Origin of the sequence: Legionella impletisoli (assembly GCF_900639875.1) — a bacterium.
Taxonomy (GTDB): Bacteria; Pseudomonadota; Gammaproteobacteria; order Legionellales; family Legionellaceae; genus Legionella_A; species Legionella_A impletisoli.
Window position 1 is genome coordinate 1 of sequence record NZ_CAAAIA010000015.1, and the last position, 24,538, is coordinate 24,538.

The following is a 24,538-nucleotide window of genomic DNA, read 5'->3' on the forward strand; positions in this document are numbered from 1 at the left end:
AACTTCTTAATTCGCGTCTGTCACACCTTGATGCAACTTGTCCGAACCGCAGACAAATATAATAGTAGCACAATATTTGTACAATGCAAATTTAGCTATTTCAATACTTATTTAGTTTTTATTTTGACCATTTTTACGTGCTGTCACAAGTCATGGCATAGAGGCACAAGGGATGAGTTGTAAACGTGCAGTAATTAAGCAGGCCTTTCGTAAGTACAAAAAGTTAGATCGTAGGGGTTTTTTTCGTCTTTTTCTCGATAGATTGATTCCGTGCATAACCAGCGATCGGTATCAATTAGAGGAAAAAATACATCCGCTTCAAACGTCGTATGAATGATGGTTAAGTATATTCGATCAGCGAATTCTATTGTTTCATTAAATAATCGCTCACCCCCAATAATCATGACCTCTTCTGCCTCGCTTACTTCTTGTAATGCTTCGGATAAACTTCTCAATACTTTCACATCGTCCTTTTTTTCCAGAGTATGGCTTATAACGATATTAAGTCGATCAGGTAAAGGACATCCTATAGATTCAAACGTTCTTTTCCCCATAATCACAGGCTTACCAACCGTTAAGGCTTTAAAATGTTTTAAATCCGCAGGAAGGTGACATAGAAGCTGATTATTTTTACCAATTCCACGATTTTCATCCATTGCAGCAATCAGACTGATGATCATGTTTTTCCTTGTCTGTTATGTACCATCTCCAACGCTAAATCGACGGCAGCGAATAAGCTGCCGGGATCAGCAAGTCCTTTTCCGGCTAGATCTATTGCCGTACCGTGATCGACAGAAGTACGGATAATAGGGAGTCCTAATGTAATATTAACTGCTTTACCGAATCCCGCAAATTTTAATACCGGAAGGCCTTGATCATGATACATTGCAATTACGGCATCACACCAGTCTATGTACTTAGGTGTAAACATTGTATCTGCTGGAAGCGGGCCTATTAAAGTGAGCCCCTTTCCTCTTAGTGTTTCTAAAACGGGGATGATGGTTTCAATTTCTTCATGACCAAGATAACCGGCTTCCCCTGCATGTGGATTTAATCCGGCTACCGCAATCTTAGGCTCGCTTATCCCAAAATCGTTTTGCAGTGACTCATTAAGAGTGAGTATCACTTTTGTCAATAAGGATTTAGTCAACGTTATAGGCACATCTTTCAAAGGCAGATGTGTAGTCGCCAACGCGACTTTCATTTGAGGACACGCCAACATCATCACAACGGAGTCCACGCGACAAAGTTCTGCTAGAAATTCTGTATGGCCGCTAAAAGTAATTCCTGCTTGGTTAATCACGGTTTTATTAATCGGCGCGGTTACAAAAGCTGAAAATTCGCCCGACAAACATCGCTTTGCACCCGTTTGGATAAGGGTTAATACATACGATGCATTTCTTGGATCTAATAGGCCAGGAATTGGAGAAGTGCTGCAGGGGATATGCAAAATTGATAGCTCGCCGGGGAGCCATTGTTGTTGCTCAGGGTGATAGGGAATAAAGCGAATTTTTTTTCCTAAGCGCTTAGCCCGGTTTTTTAAAAGGTGTTCATCACCTAATACAACGAGGGGTAATGCTTTTTGTGCAAGCTCCAGGCATAGATCTGGCCCAATGCCCGCAGGCTCACCACTGCTAATGAGCAGTGGTTTCATGCTAATTCCTTATCGATAATTTTCACGTAGGCATCTGTACGCATGTGCTGCAACCAATTTTGTACGGCTTCTGTAAACTTACGTTGTTGTAAATATTCTCTTACTTGTTGTCGTTCATAAGCGACTGAATCATCTACTGTTTTTCGCTCCAACACTTCAATTAAATGCCAACCAAAAGGAGATTTTACTGGTTTACTCACCGTCTTTAATGGAAGCTCATTCATAGCTGTTGCAAATTGTGGGACAAGTTCATCAGCCGTTACCCAACCTAAATCACCTCCATTAATGGCACTTGTCGCATCTAATGAATATTGTTTAGCCATTACAGCAAAATCTTTACCTGATTTGAGTTGCTGGTAAAGATTGTTAATTTGTTTTTTTGCTTCTTCAGCTGTCATATTAGAGGCTGGCTTCAAAAGAATATGGCGAACGTGGGTTTTTGTCACGGTATGCTTCTGCTGACTGCCTCCAATCGATACTAGTTTTATCAATTGAAATCCATTGCCAGCACGAATTGGGCCTGATACGTCACCTACGTTCATTTTGACCACTTCATTAGCAAATAGTTCTGGCAACTCCGCTAGGTGACGCTCACCCAAGTCACCTCCCTCAAGCGCGTATTCGCCGCTCGATTCGGCAATCGCCATGCGATTAAAATCTTCACCCGCTTTCACTTTTTTTAGTATTTCCAGTGCCTTTCGCTTTGCCTGCTTTAATTGTTCGGTCGTTGGTTCTTCTGGCAGCGGGATTACAATATTTTGTACATGATAAATTTGTTGGCTCTTTTGATTTTTTTTAGCTGTCTTTAAATAGTCATCCACTTGTTGTGCAGAGATATTAGCAACCTCTTGTGCTATTGCTTTTTGTTGCACTCGAGTAATTAACATTTCCTTTTGAATATTATCTCTATATTCCTTCCAGCCCATACCTTGCTTGCTAAGCTCTTCGCGAAGCTCTGTGATGGTAAGATGATTTGACGCGGCAATCTTAGCGATAGCCGTGTTTAATTCATTATCATCCACGGTTAAATTGTTACGCTTTGCGAGTTGAAGCTGCAAATCAACATCAATTAAATGCTGCAAGACTTGTTTACGAAGCACATCTTCCGGAGGCAATTTCATGTTTTTTGCCTGAATTTGCTGGCGCAAGATCTCGCTTTGTGTATTTAATTCGCTTGCGGTGATGACGTTATCATTCACAATCGCCACAACCTTATCTAAAGGCTCAGCAGCTTGGGCAATGATTGCGGTTGTGAACAATAACAATGAAAATACACGTTTTAGCATGCCAAAATCCTCTCTAATCGCTGGGTTTTAATCATTCGACACCCGCTCTATTGCATTTTAATGGAGCAATTTAGGGTATTTATACTCAAATTACAAGCAAATTTGTTAAGCTTAATATCCTATCTCTGTTTAAAAATATCTGCATATCCCGGAAGATACGAACTCAGAATGCTAGTAGGATCGCTATTTGCAGCAGAGCCTAATCCTTTTAACAAAATTTGGGCAAAGACATTGCTGTTATACTGAGGAGCAAACGTCGTTGGAGAAATATTTTTGAATGTTTTTCCGCCCATTAAACGAACTGCCCAACAGCAGTTCTCGTATTGGAGGCCAAAAAATGACATCATGCTATATTTTTTACTGATGTTGTAACTATAAACCCCTAGCGTACTCCATCGATCGCTAAATGGCCAAGCATACGCGACCGTGCCCTGATTTAGTACATTATTTTGAATTCCTGTATTAGCGACTTCTGTAATGTCGCCATTAACCAGATAGCTATAACCTAGGCTGAAAATTTTATTGAAATCTGGCTGATAATGTAAATTTAAATAACCGTTATTCGTAGCCCGCGTAGCTGGATCCCAGACATAATCCCCGGTCACAATCCAAGCAGGATTGAGATGATACTTGGCTCGCGTGGCAATCGGAGAAGTTTTGGAGGTAGGGGAGAGCCAACCTAAAAACAGTGGGCTATCAATACAATCTCCCTCTCGTTCATAACAAAGTTGGACACGGCGATTTGAAAAATAGCTTAATTGACCAATGGCAAAGCTCGCTTTTTCACCGCCTGTCTCATCCGATAAAAGACGAGTGGTTAATGCATAAGCTAATTGATTTGCATCTCCAATCCTATCAAAGCCTGAAAAGCGGTTAGTACGAAAGAGTTGATCTTGATTGAAGATCATATAGGCAGAATCATAAACTGGAATTGGTGTTTGATCATGATAAGGAACATATAAATAATATACTCTAGGCTCTAAAGTTTGAGTAAATCGTTTTCCCATAAAAGAGGTAGCGCGTTCAAAGAAAAGCCCAGTATCAATATTGTAACGAGGGACAAATCGATTGAACGATTGGCCAGGGGGTTGGTTTCGATAGCTTACATTGTAGTTATTTTCAACGAATTGCACCGAAGGAGTCACATATCCCCAGGGCTTATAATGGGCAACAGAGAAAATAGGATTTAAATGAAGCCTAGGGCCTTGTGGATGAGAAAAGTCCGCGCCTGGCCAGCGATAATTATCAAATTCAGCGAGAACATTAAAAGTACCATTCAAGGGAAGTTCGTTATAAATTCCGTTTGCTGAAAACTGTGGCAAGCGCTGATAAATATCTGATATTTCCGATTGATTAATAGGATGAAGGGTTTGGTAACTTTGCACCAATCCATTCACCAACCAATGATCCGAGTTATATGTCAAATTGGCTTGCCGCAATAACTGGCTTTGTGTCGTCACAGCCAAATTAGTACTAAAATCTTGTAAATAATAGTCATCAGAAACTTGCTCAAAATTAACCCCAAAATTAAGATTTGGAGTTAATCTTGTTTGATTATCCATTAAAACGGCCCAACGATTGTTAGACTGCCCAATAAGACTCGGATATTGACTTTTATTCTCATTGATAAAGCGATTAAACGCCTGGTCATGGGGAAGAAAATTACCTCCCATAGTCACATAAGAATTGGAAGTAAGCGCGCGCAAATTACCTCCCATCATAATCCCGCGGCGCGTATATAAATGAGGCGTAATCGTTGCATCGTAGTTTGGTGCAATGTTCCAATAATAGGGCAGTCCTAAATCAAACCCGCCCACATTGGTATAGCCTACCGCTGGCTGTAAAAAACCTGATTTTCGTTCTTTTGATGTTGGGAAACTCAGATAGGGGGAATACAACACCGGCCAATCGTGAATTCGCAAATAAGCATCTTTTGCCACCCCACGTGCTTCTGAATGATCAAGGGTTATTGTACGAGCTGAAATTTTCCAGGCTCTATCTTCAGGGGGACATGTGCTGTAGGTGGCTTGCTGCAACAAATAATCTTGATTAGGATAGCGCTCAATATAATCAGCTCTACCCCAGGCGGGCAGAGTAGCACCAGCTCGATGAACGCTTAAGCGATAAAGCACATCATCCACTCTTCCGCTTTGATCTTGTGGATTAATGATTGCTTTTCGAGCAATCATTAACCGACCAGGCTCCAAGTATCGAACGTTTCCAAATAATTCAACGCGAGTCACTTGATTCGATTTAGGATCCCGATAAATATAAGCCGTTTGTGCGCTAACCACGCGCGCTTCATCTTGCACAACGACATTACCCGTTAATTTAGAACGCCCTTGTGTATAAAGCGAAGCTTCGTCTGCTTCGATGCGGACCTCTCCTTTAGGAATTGGAGTTACCTCAAGCGGTTGATAATATCCGCGACATAAAGGATAAGTCGCATCAGGTTGCCAGCCAAGACATTGCGCATAACGACCACGAGCATCCATTGAAAACCTATCCGCAGGTGAAAAAACACAGGCGTTAACAGGCTCCAAGATCGTCGTTGCTGAACTAGCCTCAAGCACATTACAAAATCCAAAAGCTACTGCAAAGGCTGTTCTGGTTAGCGTATAATGCATTGTCTTTGCTGTCAGCCTAGCCATGATAAAAGATTTTAAATTTAATGTTCTTACCATCATTGTACGGTTTTTATGCCAGCAGTTTAACAGCGAGGTTGCTATACCCTGGGGAATAGAAAGGTATATAACCATTTGGTCAGATTGCCTCTTAAAACTAGGGGGCTTAATAATTACCACCATCATGATCGCCATATAAGGCAGGAAGTATAACATGCACAACCGTCAATACGCACTTAACGATTGGCTTAAAAAAAATTACGCTCACGCTTTTAACTTAACGCCATTAACAGGTGATGCGAGTTTCCGCAGTTATTATCGCATGTCGATAAATCAACAAACGTTTATTGTGATGGATGCTCCACCAGAAAAGGAGCCCCTGGAGCCTTTTATTCAGGTGAATCATATTCTGCAACAACTAGGAGCACATGCTCCTCAAATTTATGCTTCAGATATCGAACAAGGCTTCTTGGTTCTTGAAGATTTTGGTGATCAGTTGTTATTAACCGCACTCACCATCCACAATGCTGATGCACTTTATAAAGTTGCAATGGGCGAAATACTGAAAATGCAGCAAACCATTCCGCAAAAGGTCAATTTATCTAAATTTGATAAGTCGTTTATGCTTTTGCAAATGGATTTATTTCGAGAGTGGTTTTTACACCGATACCTAGGACTCGAAATTTACCCTGAACACGAATTGCTTATGCAAAAAACGTTCTGCTGGATTGCAGATACAATCGAAAAACAACCTTATGTGTTAACTCATTTTGATTTTCATTCCAGAAATTTAATGCTTATACCCAATGAGACTCCTGCAAAATTGGGTGTGATTGATTTCCAAGACGCGATGTTTGGACCATTTACTTACGATCTCGTATCATTATTAAAAGACTGCTATATACAATGGCCAAGAGAGCAGACACTCTGCTGGATTAGATATTTTTATAACCACTTACCCCAAACTGATATAGGGTCATTTGAGGAATTCGTTCGGGGATTTGATGTTTGTGGCTTACAACGGCATTTAAAAGTGTTAGGAATTTTTTCTAGATTACATCTTCGCGATAATAAACCCGGTTATTTAAAACATTTACCTTTGACTTTAAATTATTTTAACGATTGCTTAGAAACTTATGATGAGCTAAAACCATTTTATCAGTTTGCAAAGGATGTCGTTTATCCTGCATTTAAAGAGAAACATCCAGTATGAAAACAGCCATGATTTTAGCCGCAGGACGAGGCGAGCGCTTAAAGCCTTTTACTCATAGCCTTCCTAAGGCGCTATCCCTGGTTCATAACACCCCCTTAATTGAACACCATGTTAAAAATTTAGCAAAAGCAGGATATGAGAAAATTGTTATCAATCATGCTTATTTAGGGGGGATGATCCGTCAATATTTAGGAAATGGAGAACGCTGGGGTCTTCAAATTGAGTATTCACCAGAGCCTCCGGGTGGGCTTGAAACCGGAGGAGGGATTGTCAATGCTTTGCCTTTACTTGGTAAAGAGCCTTTCTTGGTTATTAACGGCGATATTTTAACCAATTATCCTTTTGCGGATAGCGCGATAGCAACACCCTATCTTGCGCATTTAGTCCTAGTTAAACGGCCAAAATACCAATCAAAAGGAGACTTTGGATTATTAACAACCCGCTTAGTGGAAAACGAAACTCAAGAATATACGTTCACTGGTATCGCCTATTATCACCCTGACGTTTTTAATTCGCTTCGAGTCGGTCGTTTTTCTTTAACGCCTATACTCCGACAATTGGTCCAAAAACAACAAGTACTTGGAGAACTGTTTGAAGGAAAATGGATAGACATTGGAACCCCTGAGCGACTGGCGCAAGCCAATCAATCCTAATAAAGATCATTTATTTAAGTTGGAACTTGTTGCTCTTCTGGAGCCATTGCCGCAATCACTTCATTGTAATCTCTCGGGATGGTCGTTATTTGAGTTGTGCTGCTTTTTGATTTGACATAAGCACTAAACCCTTCTTTTGAGTCGCTTATAAGCTGTCGTATTTTTTCAGCATCTGCTCGTTTAGCTTGGCCAGAGGCTTCTTCTTTAATTCTTCCATCCTGAGTTGCTTCATAAATAATTCCATCTTTCGTAAGCATACCCTTCTCAGCAAGCCAAGCATTGTAAAGCTTATCCAACTCCTCACTTTCTTCATCGCTAAGGGGGTCACCATTCGTGCTATAACCACGCAAAATCTCCGCCCCATCGCTTATTGCAACGTCAAAGGTTATGTCTTCATGTTTCAATTCTTTTATAGACAGTTCTGCAAGGGCTGCTTGATATTGTTGAAAGCCAGTAAACTCGGCTAAAGAACCAGACCACGGATCGCCTTGTGTCGATTTTAGCCGTACGAAATCGGCGAATTGCTCTGCATGTTCAATGAGCTCACTAAACTTCGAAGCAAGTTTTGCTTTCTCTAATTGTTGCCTTAGAGTGATTACGAGCTCCTCGGCGGCATCTGGATTAGTGATAATCTCTACGCATTTGCGTACTGAATCGGAAGAGGGTACAGGCATCGTTTTATTCTCAGTAAAAAGTATACTTTAAGTTTAATCTCTGTTTTAAGAATAGCAATGTTTAAATTTGTCATCGATCGGTTTGAGATAGCCCGAACAAGTCGGGCTACGTAGGAGAGGAACAAGTCGGGCTACGTAGGAGAGGAACAAGTCGGGCTACGTAGGAAAGGAACAAGTTGGACTACATAGGAGAGGAACGGGTTAGACTCAAGGAGAGGAAAGATTGACGTATTAGGTAGCCCGAACAAGTCGGGCTACGTAGGAGAGGAACAAGTCGGGCTACGTAGGAGAGGAACAAGTCGGACTACATAGGAGATGAGTGGGTTAGACTCAAGGAGTGTGTAGTCTGGCTAAGTAGGCGGAGCTTCAGAAGGGTATCAGAGGCGAAGAAGCCTTAATCTAGGGGTGACTTATATTGATCCGTTACAGAAGAAAACGTCTTATTGTTCATGGAGTCAAAAGTAAACTCATCCACTTGAATTGCATCCCAGCGTAATCGTTCAACCTCGACTAACTGATTCATCTCTTGTTCAGATAGCTCTCCTGCTTTTACTTTTTCAGCTAGTTTTTCTTTTAAATGCCCAAATTTAAATCCACGTAGGTCATGAACTTTCTTGTATAAGTCTTGATGAGCCAGTATTCCTTGCAAAGCGGCTTCCATACGATCTACTGGCTTGGATGGATCACCGCTTAAATATACGTATTGAGTTAACGCCTCACGATAATGATTATTCTTGGTCATTAATGTCGCAAGCTTGTGATCCAACTTATCGCTTGGATATCGCATCGTTTGACCAAAAGGAAAGACCAGTAACCGCGCCAGAAGTCCGATTGGGCGAAGAGGGAAGTTATGACAAAATGCAATTAAGGATTTTTGCGCCTGATAAAAACAGTACGTGGTTGCCCATCTTGCATGTAGCTCTTCATCTTCGTGTTTATCCCGCTCTTGGTAATAACGCAACGCTGCCATAGCCATGTACAAATAAGACATGCCATCGGCTAAACGTGCTGATAATCGCTCGCGACGCTTTAAACTGCCGCCTAACATAATGAGTGATAAATCGCCAAGCCATGCAAAAGCATGACTTATGCGAGCAAGCTTTTGGTACTGCCGCCTAAGCGCATTATCTGGAGCAGAAATAAAAAATCCTCCAGTCCAGGCTGAACAAATAGCTTTGGCCATATTACGAAAGAAATAATGGATATGCTTCCAAATGACTTCATTAAATTTAGACTTATCTTTGGCAGATAGCGCATAAAATTCATCGCGGATATAAGGATGACATGCCATTGAACCTTGGCCGAATATTAATAAGTTGCGAGACATAATATTCGCGCCTTCTACCGTTACCGAAATAGGGATCCCTTGGTAAAATGACGTCATGTAATTTCTAGGCCCTACCACGACAGCACGCCCTGCATGAACATCGATGGCATCATTAATGGCCACTCTAGCCAGCTCGGTGTTGAAGTATTTGGTAATAGCGGAAGCCACTGAAGGTTTTTTATGCGCTTGCACTGCCCCAACCGTTAAAAGCCTCGTTGCATTCACCAAATAATTTAACCCAGCAATTTCAGCAAGTTTCTCTTCAATCCCTTCAAATTGGGCAATTTCAACATTAAATTGTCTTCGAATACGTGAAAAAGCTCCTGTGGTTAAATAAGAAACAGAAGAAGAAGCCGCGGCTAGGGCAGGTAAGGAAATAGAGCGGCCTATCGACAAGCACTCTACAAGCATACGCCAACCTTGTCCCGCTTGGCTCTGCCCTCCAATGATGCTGTCAATGGGAACAAAAATATTCTCACCTCGAATCGTGCCATTCATGAAGGGTTGATCCGCCGGAAGATGGCGATTTCCAATTTCTAGATTTTCTGTATCCCGGGAAATAAGTAAACAAGTAATTCCTTCTTTTCCTTCTCCTTTTAGCAAACCATCGGGATCTTTCAAATTTACAGCGAGGCCAATTAACGTTGCAACAGGAGCTAATGTAATCCAACGTTTATTCAACGTGATGTTAAGCCCTAACACCGATTTACCATCGACTTTCTTTTTCACGACCACGGCTTCGGATTTGATTGAAGTCGCATCACTGCCAGCCCCAGGCTCTGTCAAAGCAAAACAAGGGATATCCTTACCACTGGCAAGCCTCGGCAAATAATGAGATTTTTGTTTTTCAGTACCATAAAGCTGTAAGAGTTCGCCAGGGCCTAATGAATTAGGAACCATGACAGTCACCGCAGCGACTCCTGAGTGGCTGGCTATTTTCATGACCACATCCGAATGAGCACGAGCCGAAAAACCCTTGCCCCCATACTCTTTTGCAATAACAAGCCCTAAAAACCCTTTGTCTTTAATGAATTTCCACGCCTTTTCAGGCAAATCATTCTGTTGCGATATCTCCCACTCATTGACCATATTGCAGAGTTCTTGAGTTTCATTATCCAAGAACGCTTGCTCTTCTTTGGTTAGCTCGGACTTTACGTTTTCAAGCTTTTCCCAATCGGGCTCGCCTCGGAATACATCCTCCTCTATCCAAGTATCACCAGCATTTAAAGCCTCTTCTTCTGTTTTGGAAAGCTTAGGAAGTGTATTACCAACTTTATGATATAAATAATCGCTTATTGCATCCCGAATTGTCTCAACCCGAATAACGAGATCAATAGCAACGATAACCACCCATAGCAACAGTGCGATAAGCCAGGGTAATCCAACCACAAATGTTGCAAGAATTAAATAAATAGCGCTTCCAACTTCCCAGAAAATGGGTTTAAATCCTTTGCTTAAAACAAACAACGAAAACGCTAAATAAATTAAAAAAAGAAATAAAGCAAACATAACAATCCTTTTAAATGCTTAACAAAAGATAAGTACATCTTAATTCAAGATCCACTATCCGTATAGAATTAATATCATTTTTTTAATACCTCAACGGGGATTTTAAATACGCCGAGCCTCTTGCAAGGGTTGCCAAAATCCCCTAGTCTCAGTCTAGGCTCTTATCATAGGAATGTTTATGAGCAAACGGTTCATATGGAATTTTGAAATTAAACCCAATTCATCGATACAATTGCCTAAAGACATAGAAGATCCATCGGAAGAAAAGCGCTGGGAAGCCCGTTTTTTTTGGTCTAAAGATGAACTCATCTTCTTAAACGGATTAGATGATTCGTTCTTAGAACTGTCAAGATATCGTTTTAAGCACCGATCCGATACGTATCTCATTCTCCCTAATAGGCAATATAATTTTAAAATTAGAAGGGATGCCCTGCTTTACAAGCCTTGCCTAGAGCGAACGCCGCACGCACTGGCTTATGGTAAAAAAATTACACTCGAACACAGTACACCAATAGAATTTCCAGAAGACCCAGACTTAAAGTCAAACGTCATGCTTGCCAAAATAAACCGCGAAGCTCAATCATTCCATCTTGAAAAGGAAGCGGTAATTTATAAATTTCCAACTACGCCAAAGTTGACTCTAGAGTTCGCAAGGATCATGATTAAAAATCAAATTTACTTTAGCGTCAGCATCGAATCGCGTGTTTTAGCCTGGGTAGAGTATTTAAGTCGACGGCTACTAGATAATAAAACGTGTTGCGATTACGTGACTTTTTTAAAATCCACAAACCTGTAACATAAACTATGATCAAAACGCTGCTCGCCATACTCATTAGCTTCGGTAAAATTGGACTTATCTCCCTAGGAGGAGGTAATTCCATGCTTAAATTATTGGAATATGAAGCGGTAGAATACCGTCAATGGATTGGGCAAGAAGAATTCATTGAAATGGTTGGGAGCACATTTTTATTTCCTGGCTTAACCGCAGTGAAGCTTTCTGCACTCATCGGTTATAAAGCAGCGGGAGTAAGTGGGCTTATCCTAGCCGTTGCTTGTTTAAATCTACCAGGGTTATTACTCGCCTTGGCTGGCTATACTTGGTTAACTAGCCATAACGGTCCTATCACGCGAAAAATCATGATCGCTGTGCAATATGGAGCATTGGCCTTGTTGGCAGCGGCTTCCTTTTCTATTGCACAGGGTGTAATTCAAATGTATTTCTCCTATTCTATGATGATAGCTTGTATATTATTTTTCTTGGCTTTAGCGTTTTTGCAATTATCCCCTTTTTGGGGTTTTATAGGGTTTATTGGGATTTGTTTTTTTCTCGTTCGCTAGGAGTAAACCGTGACTCAGTCACTGGATAATCCAGAATATTACATTAACCGCGAATTTACCGCGTTAGCGTTTAATGAGCGGGTATTACAGTTGGCAGCTGATGAGCGCATCCCTCTATTGGAGCGTATGCGATATCTTTGTATTTGCAGTGGGAATCTGGATGAGTTTTTTGAAATTCGTGTCGCAGGATTAAAAGAAAAAATTGCTGTTTCGTCCATGAAGCTCAGCATTGATGGATTAACCGCAGATGAGTTATTAAATCAACTCAGCCTCAAAACTCATGCGTTAATTGAAGAGCTATATACCATTTTTAATAAACAACTTTTACCGGCTTTAAAACGAGAGACGATTTATTTTTATAAAACCGAAGACTGGACGGATGACATTCACCTTTGGGCAAAACACTATTTCAAAAACGAAGTATTGCCCATTGTAAGCCCTATAGCTTTAGACTTAGCTCATCCTTTCCCTCGCTTATTTAATAAAAGCTTAAATTTTCTTGTGACATTAAGTGGAAAAGATGCGTTTGATCGAAATATTAAATATGCCGTCGTGCATGCCCCACGTTCGTTACCAAGACTCATTCATTTGCCCTCCGAATTAGGAGGCGAAGGGAGTCACTTTGTCTATTTGTCATCCATCATTGAAACGCATGTGCACCGTTTTTTTCCTGGCATGGAAATTAGTGGATGCTATGCGTTTCGATTAACGCGTAATAGCGATATTTCTTTACGCGATGAAGAAGCGGAAGACTTAGCAGCCGCCGTTCAACGCGAACTATTTTCTCGTCATTATGGTCATGTTGTGCGGTTAGAAATTGATAAAAAATGTCCACAATCTATTACTGATTTTCTATTGCAAAAATATCATTTACGACATGAAGATACCTATTATTGCGATGGCCCGGTAAACATTCAGCGTTACATGAGCGTTATCAATAGCATTCCAAGGCCCGACCTTAATTACCCATTGTTTAAGCCCAAATTTCCTCCACAGCTGAAATCAGATAGGGATTTATTTAACGTACTGGATGAGCAGGATATTCTACTACACCATCCCTACCAAAGCTTTGAAGTGGTTATTGATTTTGTTCGGCAAGCAGCGGCTGATCCCAATGTTTTAGCCATTAAACAAACACTTTATCGCACACGCTATGATTCAATCATGGTTAAAGCTCTAGTGGAGGCAGCCCGTTCTGGTAAAGAAGTCACTGCCGTCATCGAATTGCGCGCGCGTTTTGATGAGGAATCGAATTTAAAACTTGCTAATCAGTTGCATGAAGCGGGAGTGTTAGTGCTTTATGGTGTGGTTGGATACAAAACACATGCCAAAATGACTCTCGTGGTTCGCCGAGTTCGTGGAAAACTAAAGCGCTATGTGCATCTTGGCACAGGAAATTACCATGAAGAAACCGCAAAGCGCTATACCGACTTTGGCCTCTTAACCGCTAATCCAACGATTACGAGTGATGCACAGCTTATCTTTCAGCAGTTAACCGGGCTTGGAAGAACGATTAAACTGAAAGAATTATGTCATGCCCCCTTTACCTTACAGAAAAATCTCTTAGCTCTTATTAAAGAATGTGAGGATGCAGCACTTGCAGGCAAAGAATCTGAAATCATGATTAAAGTGAACGGATTAACGGATTTAACGATGATTCAGGCCCTGTACAAAGCATCCCAGGCAGGCGTTAAAATTAATCTTATCGTTCGAGGGGTTTGTTGTTTAAGGCCTGGGATTCAAGGGGTTTCTGAACATATTCGCGTCATTTCAATTGTAGGCCGATTTTTGGAACATCATCGAGTTTTTTATTTTCGTTCTGATAAAAATGAACGCCTTTTTTGTTCAAGTGCTGACTTAATGCAGCGAAATCTCTATTATCGAATTGAAGTAATGTTTCCCATTTTAGATAAAGAATGCCAACAACGAATAAAACAAGAAGTGTTTAAAAACTACTTAAAAGACAATCGCGATGCCTGGGAAATGCAGCCAGATGGAACTTATAAACCTCTTCGTCGCGGAAATCATAGCGCACAAAATATGCTTTTGTCTTTGTATAATGAAGGTCATACTGTTTGAATAGAAGCAGCCATTTCAGCTTATTTTCCCGTTCTTAAAATCCTACCAGCGTTTTATGTTTTTCAGCTGGTATTTCACACGCCAAACGAGGCACCAGATATCCAGGCAAGAGCGCTTGTAATGCCTTATATAATTTTTGTGCGGTTGTAAGGGTTACTTCAAAATGGGCAGCTCCTTTAACCTTATCCAATAAATGCAGATAATAAGGCATCACTCCGCACTCGAATAATCGCCGACTTAATGCGGCCAAGGTGATCTCATCATCATTGACCCCGGCTAAAAGCACGGATTGATTCAATAAATGACAGGATATCGCACGAAGGTCTTGACAGACGAAAGCCACACGATCATCTAGCTCATTGGGATGGTTACTATGCAACACAATCACTTTCGTTAATGAAGAACGTTTAAGAAGCTCTATTAAATTTGAATCAATCCGTTCAGGTAGAACCACGGGAATACGTGTATGAATACGGACCGTTCGCACATGGGGAATTGCTTCAAGGCCAGAAAGAATATAGGAGAGCACCGTATCATTTGCTAGTAACGGATCCCCCCCGCTTAAGATCACTTCGCTTAGGCTTTTATCGGCAGCAATATAGGAAAAAACATCATTCCACCCCTCTCGTCCTGGATTATTTTCTTCATAGGGAAAATGACGACGGAAACAATACCGACAATTGATTGCGCAAGCTCCAACTAAAGTAAGCAATACTCGTCCATGATACTTGTGAATTAACCCAGCTTGAGTATTAAATGCTTTTTCTAGTAGAGGATCCTCTGTATAGCCCTCTGTTACTTGCCCCTCATCGTGAAGCGCTAGTACCTGTCTTAACAAGGGATCATTTGGATTTTCCCGTTGCATTAAATTGGCAAAACCGCGTGGAACCCTCGTTTGAAATTGTTTTTCTGCGTTTTGGCTAGCCAAGCTCTCTGGTAGCTCTAAAAATGCGAGCAATTCCCGGGCGCTTGAAAATCCTTGCGCTAAGATTTTTTGCCAACTGGCTTTGGTATCTCGCATTTAGATTATAGACTTGTTAAAATGCGCGAACTTTAGCGAAATCGCACAAAAAACTCAACTTCAGGAGTATCCATGGCAGTCTATAGCACCAATGAATTTAAACCTGGCTTAAAAGTGATGGTTGATAACGCGCCGTGTAGTATCGTTGAATGTGAATTTGTTAAGCCTGGAAAGGGACAAGCGTTTACCCGGGTAAAAATTCGCAACCTGAAAACAGGCCGTGTGGTAGAGCGAACTTATAAATCAGGCGAAACCTTGCCCTCTGCCGATGTCGTCGATGTTGAAATGCAATATTTATACAACGATGGAGAGCAGTGGCATTTCATGGTCCCTGATACGTTTGAGCAATATGCCGCAGGCTCTGAAGCAGTAGAAGAAGCCGTTAAATGGTTGAAGGAACAAGACCTATGTACCGTTACCTTGTGGAACAATGAACCTCTGCAAGTGACTCCTCCTAATTTTGTAACGCTTGCAATCACTGAAACCGACCCAGGACTTAAAGGCGATACCTCTGGCGGCGGTGGAAAGCCCGCTACCTTAGAAACAGGCGCTGTGGTTCGTGTTCCACTATTCGTTCAAACTGGCGAACTGATTAAAGTCGATACCCGCAAAGGGGAATATGTTTCCCGCGCGAAGGAATAAACCGATAAACTCCATAATACTCCTTCCTCTTAAAATTGCCCCACGATTTTAAAAACATGGGGCAAATGACTCCCTTCTAAGGCCAGTATCGATATGGAAAGGAATAATGACGATAATATCGATATTGATAATAACGATAAGGGGCTGGATAATAGGTGCGATATCGAACAGGATAGTAATAACGATTTCCCCAGTAGTAAGCTTGATAGCCCACATTGCGATAGCCTGGAGCGTACTCAGCGGTCGTCACCGTGCAACTGCTAAGCAAGGTGACGGATGACAACACCAATAGTGCAGGTATGAACGGTTTCATCTTGGCTTCCTTGCATTTGTCCTTGTATATTAATTATAATCAATGCATCAAATATGCACAAATATTTATCAGGACCGACTGGTAAGCCCTCACATCTTAAAACCTAATCATTGCAAAAGAACTTTTTAAACGGGCTTTTTTTCAATTCGGACATTTCTGGATATCTTGAACAAGCCGAGGCTGTAGACAGTTGCAATTGTCAACACACTCTAGGCGTTTTGTAGCATATTGATTTGTGCCGCCAACTGATCATAACCCGCTTCGACATTGATATAATCCTGGTTAGCCAAATAAACCGACAATGAGCCATCATCTGTTGCTTGGTTTGCTTGCAAAATACTATTAAAATTTAAATCTTTAAGCCTTTGAAACGCTTGCTGCTTGGTAACTAAATAAAAGTTACGGTAATGGTCCTTATCGCAAAAACTAAGTGCTTTTGCATCGTGTGCCAGATCATGTCCTGGTAAATAATCTTTTAGCGAATAAGAGCGATTATTATGCACAGCAATAACTTTTCCTGGTGGAATAAGTTCTTTTAACTGATGGGCTAATTTATTCACTTCACGATGAGCAGCCACCGAATAAGAACCAAATTGACTGAGTGTTTTTTTAATCCCAACATCAGTAAACATCCGGTTTGGATCAAACTCATAACGTTTTCCCTCTAGATGAAAAATAATATTCCTTTGCCCAGAATGTTTAAGAGTGATTACTGTGCCTTGTTCTTTTGCAATGACCGCCAACGCAGCCTTTAAGGCCGTGGTTTCATTTTGATGAACATGAATAAAAACCTTGCCTTTTCCATGGTGAACAGTATGAATAGTAACGGTTTCATCTCCGAGGGTTACGGCATAATTTTGACTATAAACCACAGCACTAAAGAGACATAAAAAGAAAAAAAGCACGCGATAACCAATCATGATTATTCAACAAATAGATAAAATTTGTCGCATTTTATAGGATTTTAGAACAGATTACAAATTGATTAGAGAGGCAGACAATGATCACCTGCTCATCTGAGCCGTTATATTCATTTAATCTAGAGACTTATGAAATACTTTAGGTTTTCTGAATTTAAAGCAGATATGCACACCATATTTCAAACGAATCTCTATCGTACGTTGCTTGTACTGGTTCAGCCAGGCTGATCATTGTCTCTATGTATAAATATAGACCAATATTTAGAAAAATAGCAGGCGGCCGATATATTTTGTATTACGAAAATAAATAATAATGACTATGAACTATTTATTATCTGCATGCCTACTTTTATGCTTATCCATTAGTTGCTATGGAAAACCCTTACTCATTGGCACATCTCAACTCAATCCACCTTTTGAAATGATGGCAACGAAACCTGATCATTTTTATGGCTTTGATATTGATATGATGTTGGAAATTTGTCGAAGAATGAATCAAGAGTGCGTCTTCAAGACCGTGATGTTTAATGAGATTTTTCCCGAAATTGACCAAGGAACTTTGGATCTAGCCATCTGGAGCATCATTATTACTTCCGAACGGGAAAAAAATTATTCGTTCAGTATGCCTTATTTACAAAGCGAGGTTCGATTTATTACGTTAAAAGACTCACCCATTGATACACCTAATGACATCGCTGGAAAAACAGTAGGGATCCGATTTGGTTCTCCCTTTGGAGACGTGGCTAAGGATATCTATCAAAACGACATCATCATTAAGCAATATCCTTTAGTCAGCGATTTAATCGAAGGATTAAACCAAAAAGAGATTGATGCCGCCATATTAGATAATGAAGCGGCCGAATATTGGGCCGCCAATAATGATGAATTGTATAAGCTTATTGGTTCAAAGCTTCCGGTGGGCAAAGGGTATGGAATTCTGGCCAAGCTTGGCCAGAATGAATTAATTTCTGAAATTAATAAAGCCTTGCTCAGTATGGAAGAAGATGGCAAATATTTAGAAATTTACAATCGATATTTTGACTAACGAAGAATTCACACAATGATAAAAAAACTTATTTTTTCACTTCTTATCTCTTTTTCTTTAGTAGCGGAAGCCGCTAAGCTTAATGTTGGGATTGTTGTGGATCCCCCTTTTGTGATACAACAAAATGAACGATACACCGGGGTATCAATTGCTATCTGGGAAAAAGTTGCCGAGAAAGCCAACTTAGAGTACCGATACCAGCTTTTTGCCAATGAAGATGATGTTATAAAAGCCTATAACGAAGGAACCCTATAACATTCGAATGACATTTGTTCCAAATCTAGAAGAAGGGGTTAACCTGTTAGAAACTAAACAAGTAGAAGGGGTGGTTGCAAACTACGTCTCTTTAAAATATTTACTTCGTGATAAGGTCCGAACTTATGGCCTACAAGAGTTAATTATAGGCTCCACTGAGCTCGCTTTTGCCGTTAAAAATCCACAGACATTAAAACAAATCAATGAAGCACTAACCGAACTACAGGACAAAAATGAAATCTACCCTATCTGCAAGCAATGGCTTGACAATGACGCTAAGCTTTGTTTGATATAAGGTGACCTTAAAGAAGGTTCGCAATTTAATCGCGAAAATTATTAAATTGCAAAGGAAGCTCAATATCGGATTTTTTGAGTAAAGCTATTGCTTCTTGCAAATCATCTCTTTTTTTACCGGTGACACGCACTTTATCACCTTGAATCGATGCTTGGACTTTAAGCTTGTTGTCTTTAAGCAGTTTTACAATATTCTTCGCGGTTGGTTGGTCAATGCCTTGTTTAAACGTCATGGTTAACGTATACGTTTTTCCACTATGGACAGGCTTATCGTCCACTTCGACCCCGCCGGTGTCTACCCCGCGCTTGGCGCAGTGGGTGCGAAAAATGTCTTCCATTTGGCGAACTTGAAATTCCGATTCTGTTTTTAAGGTGACTTTCAACTCATCTAGTTGAATCTCTGCATCCACTCCTCGAAAGTCAAAGCGATTATTTATTTCGCGCTGCGCATTTTCAACAGCATTTCGTAATTCTAACTCATCGGTTTCGGAAACCACATCAAACGAAGGCATAAGATTTTTCCTCAAGATCATATTACGGCAAGATTTTACCGATAATTCCAAGCAGATGACAATGCTATGTTCATTATGAGCCGTTCTACTATAAAAACAAAGCCTATTAGAGTTTCACAGGTCTTGTGGTAACAGTAAAATCTTCCTCCACCAACAAGAAATGATTAGGCAAAACGTCTTGCCATTCGGTTTTAAAATCATTTAATTTTTCAGAAGCAACTAAAGCACACCGCTTTTCGCCTTGTTCTTGTAATATATGATACTTATCATGACGCTTTTCAAAACGGCTTCCAACTGCATAATGTAATGAATCGGGTTCAGCATCTTTTTCGGTACAAAACCGACTTGCTAAGATACGTTTACCATCTGTTAGACAGACGTTGTAATAAGAGTCCCCGGCTTCACCATACTTTGTTTGTAATGAATCAATGATTCTAAAGGCCTCCTCAAGTAAAGCCGCGGCCATATTGAGATCTGAAAGATCTTTTCCTTTTGCTAACTGTTGAAAGAGCGCAAATAAATGCTCTGAGTCGGTTTCACCTTGGATCCAATGGTAAATATCATCATCCAAAAGGTGCCGAATATGGCGCTTAACCTGGATAAATTCATTAATCCCGCCGTTATGCATCAGCATCCAGTTGTCTTTTCTAAAGGGATGGCAATTATATTGCGTAACCCCACCAGCACTCGCTGCTCTTACATGAGCAAAAAAGACAGGGGAAACGATTTTGGCTGTTAGGTTTAATAAGTTTTTGTCATTCCACGCCGGAGAAATCGAGGTAAACAAAGCCGGTTCCGAATTAATTGCAAAATTATACCAGCCTACCCCAAATCCATCGCCATTTGTGGGGATTTCCGATTCCCGTGCATGCAGACTTTGCATAATGATTGAATTAACGGGCTTAACCAATACCTCTTCGAGTAAGACTTCATGCCCTAAGTACGCAATTAATCGACACATACTTGCTCCCAGTTCAATAAAAAAAGCGCATAGTTAAACTATGCGCTTTTTTTTCTTAAATCTCCTTAAAATCAATAACCACCCATATTCGAATCAGTTGAGCCATTAGAGCCATCACTTGGTGGCGTTGTATCTCCTGACGTGCCTTGGGGTTGGCCTGTACCCGTCGTCGTAGTTGTACCATCTTGCCCATCGCCATTTTGCATACTACCAGTTGTCGTCGTGGTTGTATCGGATGTGCCATTAGCGGGTGCAACGTTACCAACTACCAATTGGTTATCCACTTGGGTCACCCCATTAACGGATTTAACAACGCTGACTACTTTTTGTTTTTCGTCATTGCTTGCAACTGTTCCGGATAAATACACGGTTCCATTTTTGGTTTCCACACTGACAGTCCAACTAGGAATATCTTTACCCATCACGTCAGCCTGAATAAGCGCGCCCTTTACTTTGGCAGTGATGTACGTATCCTGCAAGGGTTGCTTACTATCTTTTACCGTTAGTTTATCGGCATTCACATCCGTAACGCCTTTGGTTGATTCAGCGAGAGTAATGACTTTTTCATAGTCTGTATCAGAAGGCAATTCGCCTTCAAGATAAACCACACTGCCTTTAACCATGACTTCTACTTTGCCCGAATAGTCTGACAAAGCGGTTTTAACATCATTACCTAAGTTTGGATTAACTTGACCTGTGGTTTGAGTCGTCATCTGGCCGTTTTGCATGCCATTCGGTTGAGCCGTTTGGTCGGGGGTTTGTGTTGTCACTTGCCCATTTTGCATGCCGTTTGTGGTTGTTGTCGCATCATCGGCCATCGCATACCCTGCCATACTACTGCAAATTAGAATGGCTAGTGCTTTTAATTTCAATTGCTTACTCATGATTATCCCTTCCCTGTTGATAAATTTTAGTTCCTGGTTAAGTCAAATTACACCTGGTCGTAACAATAAATATAATATTAATATTATCAGTAAAATGGTTATAATTCCGGATGGTTTATATCCCCACCCTCTACTATATGGCCAAATGGGCAGTAGAATCGAGATCAAGAGCAATAAAACGATAATGCCGATCAAATCCATTCTCTGTCCTTAATTGGCTTCCCTAAAAATTAGCATAGTCAAGCAATCCTATTTATGCAAAAAAATGACCTTTCATTTTTTGTAACTGGGTTTTTTGTACTATGCTTATAAGTAGGTAGTCGTCAAATTACCTGATTTATTTAGGAGAATTTAAGATTAATCTTCTTAAGTCTTAGTAAATAAGTCACACACAATTCAAGGAGTGAATTATGTTAAGTTGGGCTATTTTCTTTTTCATCATTGCGCTGATTGCCGCTTTGTTTGGATTTGGAGGTATCGCCAGTGCTGCTGCCGGTATTGCAAAAATATTGTTTTTTATATTTCTTGTGATCTTCGTCATTTTTTTAGTAATGAGTTTAATTGGCGGTCGAAGACCTCCACCACCTGTATAACCTAGAAGACGATTTGAAATGCCCTCTTAACCTTGAGGGCATTTTTTTACACAATGGTAACTTAAGTACACTATAATTAGAAAGAACGCTTTCCATTTTTCAAAGGAGTGAATGATGAAGCCGCTATTGTTTTTATCGCTGATGCTGTTTAGCATCCTATCCTTCGGTGCCAAAATAATTGTAACGGGTGAACCAATCGTTCTTGAACATCGCGGCGATTTATATTATCCGCCCGCCAACTTTACAGAGCCTGTTCCAACTTCTTATACCTATGTCACGGTAGATGGGGTCACTCGCGTATGTTATTTGAATCCACAACCCGCGTTTGCCAATTTAGATATGATTACCATTAATGTAGAAGTCAAGGGAACAACCTCGGTATGGAATTGCTACGCTTACAACACCACTTATTTTGAAGCGCAGCCATAAAACTGAAAGGATTTAGCCATGGACAAATACCATGACAGACTTAATGCAGGAAAGTTTTTGGCCAAGGAATTAAGCCGCTATAAAAATCATCCTGATGGGATTATATTCGCTTTGCCACGTGGAGGTGTGCCGGTGGCATATGAAATAGCCACTGAGCTATCCCTTCCTTTAGATGTTTTTTTAGTGCGAAAGCTTGGTGTGCCAGGCCATCGAGAATTGGCCATGGGCGCAATCGCCTCCGGCGAAATTGCCTTTTTTAACCAGTCTATTATATCGGATTTAAATATCTCTCAAGAAGCCATCGATGAAGTTATTAAAGCAGAGTCTTCAGAACTCAAACGACGAGAAGAGGCTTACCGAGGCGACAAACCATTCCCCGATTTAACGAATAAAACGGTGATCCTAGTTGATGATGGCATTGCCACCGGCGCAACGGTACGTGCAGCGATTGAAGCGCTTCGTGTGCACAAACCTAGCCGCATCGTGCTGGCTGTGCCTGTTGCGCCTCGTTCTACGCTCTATGAGCTTGACGCGGAGGTAGATGAAATAGTCTGCCCTTTAGCGCCAGTTAATTTTTACGCCGTAGGGATATGGTATGAACAATTCCCACAAACAAGTGACGATGAAGTACGTGATTTTCTATCCAAAGCACGCGCGACGGTTTAACTATCTAATTTGACATCATATTCTGCGGCAACATCCAAGAGATCATCTGCGTGTTCTTCTTCGACGGCTAAAATGTCTTCCAATAGCTTCCGAGTGGTTGGATCCGCGTAACCAATGTAATTAATCATCGCGCGATAGATATCAATGGCAATGCGCTCAGCCACCAAATTTTCTTCAACCATGCAATCGACTGTATCACAATCTACAAAATCCGCATGGGAGCGCTCTCCAAGCCCTTCGGGCGAAAAATTAGGCTCCCCCCCTAATTGCATAATGCGTTGCGCCAATTGATCCGCATGATCAGTTTCTTGAATCGCGTGTTCTAAAAACTCTGCTGCAGCTACACTCGCGCCTAAAGCAGCGGCTTTATAGTGGTGTTGTTTATAGCGCAGGATGCAAATTAACTCCGTGGCTAACGCACCATTTAAGAGCTCAATAACGTTATCCAGATCGAGATTGTAATTTTCCGTGATAGGGCCTCGCATCAGATGTTTGCGCGCTTCGTCCCGGATTTTTTTGATATTGGCGAGAAATTCGGTATCTTTCATAATTGACGTCCTTGTTCATTCACTCATAATGTATATTTTAGAAGCAAATTAAGAAAAATTCCGCTACACCACAAAAGTTCTCTATGGGCTTAAAACCAATTTAAGTAATTTTTCATCGTTAAAACTCAGTGCATGGGCTTCATCAATATGATAACGGTCATAGGGAAGATGGCTAAGATAAGATGGAAGTTCAAGAGAAACATTCGGCACACTCCCATCGCCAAGGCCTTGGATCACTTCCTGGCCATGCTCTAAATGAATTTGATACGGAGTGGGATGAGTTCGATTGGTTAAGATAATAATTTTTGAGGTAGCGATGGTTGGCCCTGATGTTTCTAATCGCTGATAAAAAAGCTCAACGCGGGTTAACTGCCGCTGCAGAAATGCTGTTTTTTCAGGACTTTCTTCTGTCATTAAATAACCCAATTTAAATTGTTTCCAGGTTTCAATATCAAATAAGGAATAATTCACCACTGCTTGGGGATATCGAGGAAGTAAATAATACACACTGGCAAAGGATGCCATTGCTTTGCTGGACAATAGTGTTTTATTCAAACCAAATGACGAGCCATGCATCAAATCAAGCAAGGCCTTTAATGTTCCCTGAAAGGGCACTGCAACGAAAAAGACATTTCGTAACACCGGTTCGTTAAACATCTGTAACACATAGCTTGTAATTAAACCACCCATACTATGACAAACGATATCGATGGCTCCTCGTTTTTCCTTTCTTAATCGCTCAATGAGGCTTTTAAGACGAGGAATGGCCATCATCAAGTCCTGTCGCCAATCATAATGGAAAAAAATCAGCTCCGTCTCTTCAGAACGATAGTGTTTAAACGCTTGAAAAAACTTCGCATAAATAGAAACTTTATATATTCCGGGGATGATATCAATCTCTTGAATCACCGCCGCTGACTTGAATCGTCTTGAGTTAACGCAATCAATTTCAGGCACATGATTACTGAGCGAGGTACTATGATTAAATTGTGCCGCCATGAACTTTGGCCATATTAACTGCCCCTCTTGATCCATCAAACTGGAACCTTTAAATCCCGGAATGAAGATTAACGTATTTTGTTTTTTCATGTTCGTCAT

Annotated in this window: 27 protein-coding genes; 12 read left to right on the forward strand and 15 right to left on the reverse strand. The window is 40.8% G+C overall.

Features of this window, described 5'->3' with window-relative positions; genetic code table 11:
* Nucleotides 1-194: 194 nt before the first annotated feature.
* The 4 genes from E1O41_RS11410 to E1O41_RS11425 form a co-directional block, all read right to left on the reverse strand.
* Nucleotides 195-680: a dihydrofolate reductase gene (locus E1O41_RS11410; RefSeq protein ID WP_131777465.1), complete on the reverse strand. Its 486-nt coding sequence runs from the start codon at nucleotides 678-680 to the stop codon at nucleotides 195-197.
* Nucleotides 677-1,654, reverse strand: a complete 978-nt coding sequence (pdxA, locus tag E1O41_RS11415; protein WP_131777466.1) for a 4-hydroxythreonine-4-phosphate dehydrogenase PdxA — start codon at nucleotides 1,652-1,654, stop codon at nucleotides 677-679. Before pdxA ends, E1O41_RS11410 begins: the two co-directional genes overlap by 4 nt.
* Entirely contained in the window at nucleotides 1,651-2,940 is a 1,290-nt protein-coding gene (locus tag E1O41_RS11420) for a peptidylprolyl isomerase (RefSeq protein WP_131777467.1), read from the reverse strand. The genes pdxA and E1O41_RS11420 overlap by 4 nt, the downstream gene beginning before the upstream one ends.
* A 119-nt stretch (nucleotides 2,941-3,059) precedes the next feature.
* Complete coding sequence (locus tag E1O41_RS11425; RefSeq protein WP_229669395.1) at nucleotides 3,060-5,591, reverse strand: LPS-assembly protein LptD; 2,532 nt, start codon at nucleotides 5,589-5,591, stop codon at nucleotides 3,060-3,062.
* 187 nt (nucleotides 5,592-5,778) lie between these two features.
* Here E1O41_RS11425 and E1O41_RS11430 point away from each other — a divergent pair, with 187 nt between their 5' ends.
* Together E1O41_RS11430 and murU are read left to right on the forward strand one after the other, a co-directional pair.
* Nucleotides 5,779-6,777, forward strand: coding sequence for an aminoglycoside phosphotransferase family protein (locus E1O41_RS11430; protein ID WP_131777468.1), 999 nt, complete (start codon nucleotides 5,779-5,781; stop codon nucleotides 6,775-6,777).
* Nucleotides 6,774-7,430, forward strand: coding sequence for an N-acetylmuramate alpha-1-phosphate uridylyltransferase MurU (gene murU / locus E1O41_RS11435; protein WP_131777469.1), 657 nt, complete (start codon nucleotides 6,774-6,776; stop codon nucleotides 7,428-7,430). The genes E1O41_RS11430 and murU overlap by 4 nt, the downstream gene beginning before the upstream one ends.
* A 14-nt stretch (nucleotides 7,431-7,444) precedes the next feature.
* On the opposite strand, the gene E1O41_RS11440 is transcribed toward murU, so the two are convergent.
* Together E1O41_RS11440 and E1O41_RS11445 are read right to left on the reverse strand one after the other, a co-directional pair.
* Nucleotides 7,445-8,104, reverse strand: coding sequence for a hypothetical protein (locus E1O41_RS11440; protein ID WP_131777470.1), 660 nt, complete (start codon nucleotides 8,102-8,104; stop codon nucleotides 7,445-7,447).
* 394 nt (nucleotides 8,105-8,498) lie between these two features.
* Nucleotides 8,499-10,940, reverse strand: a complete 2,442-nt coding sequence (locus E1O41_RS11445) for an acyl-CoA dehydrogenase (protein WP_131777471.1) — start codon at nucleotides 10,938-10,940, stop codon at nucleotides 8,499-8,501.
* 178 nt (nucleotides 10,941-11,118) lie between these two features.
* Between E1O41_RS11445 and E1O41_RS11450 the strand changes: the two genes are divergently transcribed.
* Genes E1O41_RS11450 through ppk1 form a run of 3 tightly spaced genes read left to right on the forward strand, consistent with a single transcriptional unit; the run spans nucleotide 11,119 to nucleotide 14,357 of the window.
* The gene (locus tag E1O41_RS11450) at nucleotides 11,119-11,736 is read left to right on the forward strand and encodes a hypothetical protein (protein WP_131777472.1); all 618 of its coding nucleotides are present in this window, start codon (nucleotides 11,119-11,121) and stop codon (nucleotides 11,734-11,736) included.
* An 8-nt stretch (nucleotides 11,737-11,744) separates the two neighbouring features.
* Complete coding sequence (locus E1O41_RS11455) at nucleotides 11,745-12,278, forward strand: chromate transporter (protein ID WP_131777473.1); 534 nt, start codon at nucleotides 11,745-11,747, stop codon at nucleotides 12,276-12,278.
* A gap of 9 nt (nucleotides 12,279-12,287) precedes the next feature.
* Complete coding sequence (ppk1, locus tag E1O41_RS11460) at nucleotides 12,288-14,357, forward strand: polyphosphate kinase 1 (RefSeq protein WP_131777474.1); 2,070 nt, start codon at nucleotides 12,288-12,290, stop codon at nucleotides 14,355-14,357.
* A gap of 34 nt (nucleotides 14,358-14,391) precedes the next feature.
* On the opposite strand, the gene epmB is transcribed toward ppk1, so the two are convergent.
* Entirely contained in the window at nucleotides 14,392-15,378 is a 987-nt protein-coding gene (gene epmB / locus E1O41_RS11465) for an EF-P beta-lysylation protein EpmB (RefSeq protein WP_131777475.1), read from the reverse strand.
* Between the two features lie 72 nt (nucleotides 15,379-15,450).
* On the opposite strand from epmB, the gene efp reads away from it, so the two are divergent.
* Nucleotides 15,451-16,020, forward strand: a complete 570-nt coding sequence (gene efp / locus E1O41_RS11470) for an elongation factor P (RefSeq protein ID WP_131777476.1) — start codon at nucleotides 15,451-15,453, stop codon at nucleotides 16,018-16,020.
* A 76-nt stretch (nucleotides 16,021-16,096) separates the two neighbouring features.
* On the opposite strand, the gene E1O41_RS11475 is transcribed toward efp, so the two are convergent.
* Both E1O41_RS11475 and E1O41_RS11480 read right to left on the reverse strand, forming a co-directional pair.
* Nucleotides 16,097-16,333 (reverse strand): hypothetical protein, encoded by a 237-nt coding sequence (locus tag E1O41_RS11475; RefSeq protein WP_131777477.1) that lies wholly within the window; start codon nucleotides 16,331-16,333, stop codon nucleotides 16,097-16,099.
* A gap of 209 nt (nucleotides 16,334-16,542) precedes the next feature.
* Complete coding sequence (locus E1O41_RS11480; RefSeq protein ID WP_131777478.1) at nucleotides 16,543-17,253, reverse strand: protein tyrosine phosphatase; 711 nt, start codon at nucleotides 17,251-17,253, stop codon at nucleotides 16,543-16,545.
* Nucleotides 17,254-17,572: 319 nt separating this feature from the next.
* On the opposite strand from E1O41_RS11480, the gene E1O41_RS11485 reads away from it, so the two are divergent.
* Genes E1O41_RS11485 through E1O41_RS11495 form a run of 3 tightly spaced genes read left to right on the forward strand, consistent with a single transcriptional unit; the run spans nucleotide 17,573 to nucleotide 18,848 of the window.
* Nucleotides 17,573-18,298 (forward strand): transporter substrate-binding domain-containing protein, encoded by a 726-nt coding sequence (locus tag E1O41_RS11485; protein ID WP_165481191.1) that lies wholly within the window; start codon nucleotides 17,573-17,575, stop codon nucleotides 18,296-18,298.
* A gap of 15 nt (nucleotides 18,299-18,313) precedes the next feature.
* Nucleotides 18,314-18,553 carry a type 2 periplasmic-binding domain-containing protein gene (locus E1O41_RS11490; RefSeq protein WP_131777480.1) on the forward strand — a complete coding sequence of 80 codons (240 nt, stop codon included), beginning with the start codon at nucleotides 18,314-18,316 and terminating at the stop codon, nucleotides 18,551-18,553.
* Nucleotides 18,554-18,560: 7 nt separating this feature from the next.
* Entirely contained in the window at nucleotides 18,561-18,848 is a 288-nt protein-coding gene (locus E1O41_RS11495) for a type 2 periplasmic-binding domain-containing protein (RefSeq protein WP_131777481.1), read from the forward strand.
* 25 nt (nucleotides 18,849-18,873) lie between these two features.
* Here E1O41_RS11495 and E1O41_RS11500 read toward each other — a convergent pair whose 3' ends face one another.
* The 4 genes from E1O41_RS11500 to E1O41_RS11515 all read right to left on the reverse strand — a co-directional run bounded on the left by E1O41_RS11500 (nucleotide 18,874) and on the right by E1O41_RS11515 (nucleotide 21,405).
* Nucleotides 18,874-19,359 carry a YajQ family cyclic di-GMP-binding protein gene (locus tag E1O41_RS11500; RefSeq protein WP_131777482.1) on the reverse strand — a complete coding sequence of 162 codons (486 nt, stop codon included), beginning with the start codon at nucleotides 19,357-19,359 and terminating at the stop codon, nucleotides 18,874-18,876.
* Nucleotides 19,360-19,465: 106 nt separating this feature from the next.
* Nucleotides 19,466-20,320 (reverse strand): class II glutamine amidotransferase, encoded by an 855-nt coding sequence (locus tag E1O41_RS11505; protein ID WP_131777483.1) that lies wholly within the window; start codon nucleotides 20,318-20,320, stop codon nucleotides 19,466-19,468.
* A gap of 71 nt (nucleotides 20,321-20,391) precedes the next feature.
* A complete protein-coding gene (locus E1O41_RS11510) occupies nucleotides 20,392-21,204 on the reverse strand; it encodes a BON domain-containing protein (protein ID WP_131777484.1) in 813 nt (270 codons plus the stop codon).
* Between the two features lie 42 nt (nucleotides 21,205-21,246).
* Nucleotides 21,247-21,405, reverse strand: a complete 159-nt coding sequence (locus E1O41_RS11515; RefSeq protein ID WP_131777485.1) for a DUF3309 family protein — start codon at nucleotides 21,403-21,405, stop codon at nucleotides 21,247-21,249.
* 209 nt (nucleotides 21,406-21,614) lie between these two features.
* Here E1O41_RS11515 and E1O41_RS11520 point away from each other — a divergent pair, with 209 nt between their 5' ends.
* The 3 genes from E1O41_RS11520 to E1O41_RS11530 all read left to right on the forward strand — a co-directional run bounded on the left by E1O41_RS11520 (nucleotide 21,615) and on the right by E1O41_RS11530 (nucleotide 22,892).
* Nucleotides 21,615-21,797, forward strand: a complete 183-nt coding sequence (locus E1O41_RS11520; RefSeq protein ID WP_131777486.1) for a DUF1328 domain-containing protein — start codon at nucleotides 21,615-21,617, stop codon at nucleotides 21,795-21,797.
* A 111-nt stretch (nucleotides 21,798-21,908) separates the two neighbouring features.
* Nucleotides 21,909-22,226 (forward strand): hypothetical protein, encoded by a 318-nt coding sequence (locus E1O41_RS11525; protein WP_131777487.1) that lies wholly within the window; start codon nucleotides 21,909-21,911, stop codon nucleotides 22,224-22,226.
* Nucleotides 22,227-22,244: 18 nt separating this feature from the next.
* Entirely contained in the window at nucleotides 22,245-22,892 is a 648-nt protein-coding gene (locus tag E1O41_RS11530; protein WP_131777488.1) for a phosphoribosyltransferase, read from the forward strand.
* Here E1O41_RS11530 and E1O41_RS11535 read toward each other — a convergent pair.
* Both E1O41_RS11535 and E1O41_RS11540 read right to left on the reverse strand, forming a co-directional pair.
* Nucleotides 22,889-23,440 carry a ferritin-like domain-containing protein gene (locus E1O41_RS11535; RefSeq protein WP_131777489.1) on the reverse strand — a complete coding sequence of 184 codons (552 nt, stop codon included), beginning with the start codon at nucleotides 23,438-23,440 and terminating at the stop codon, nucleotides 22,889-22,891. The genes E1O41_RS11530 and E1O41_RS11535 overlap by 4 nt on opposite strands.
* Before the next feature lie 81 nt (nucleotides 23,441-23,521).
* On the reverse strand, nucleotides 23,522-24,538 hold the full coding sequence (locus E1O41_RS11540; protein WP_131777490.1) for a lipase/acyltransferase domain-containing protein: 1,017 nt from the start codon (nucleotides 24,536-24,538) through the stop codon (nucleotides 23,522-23,524).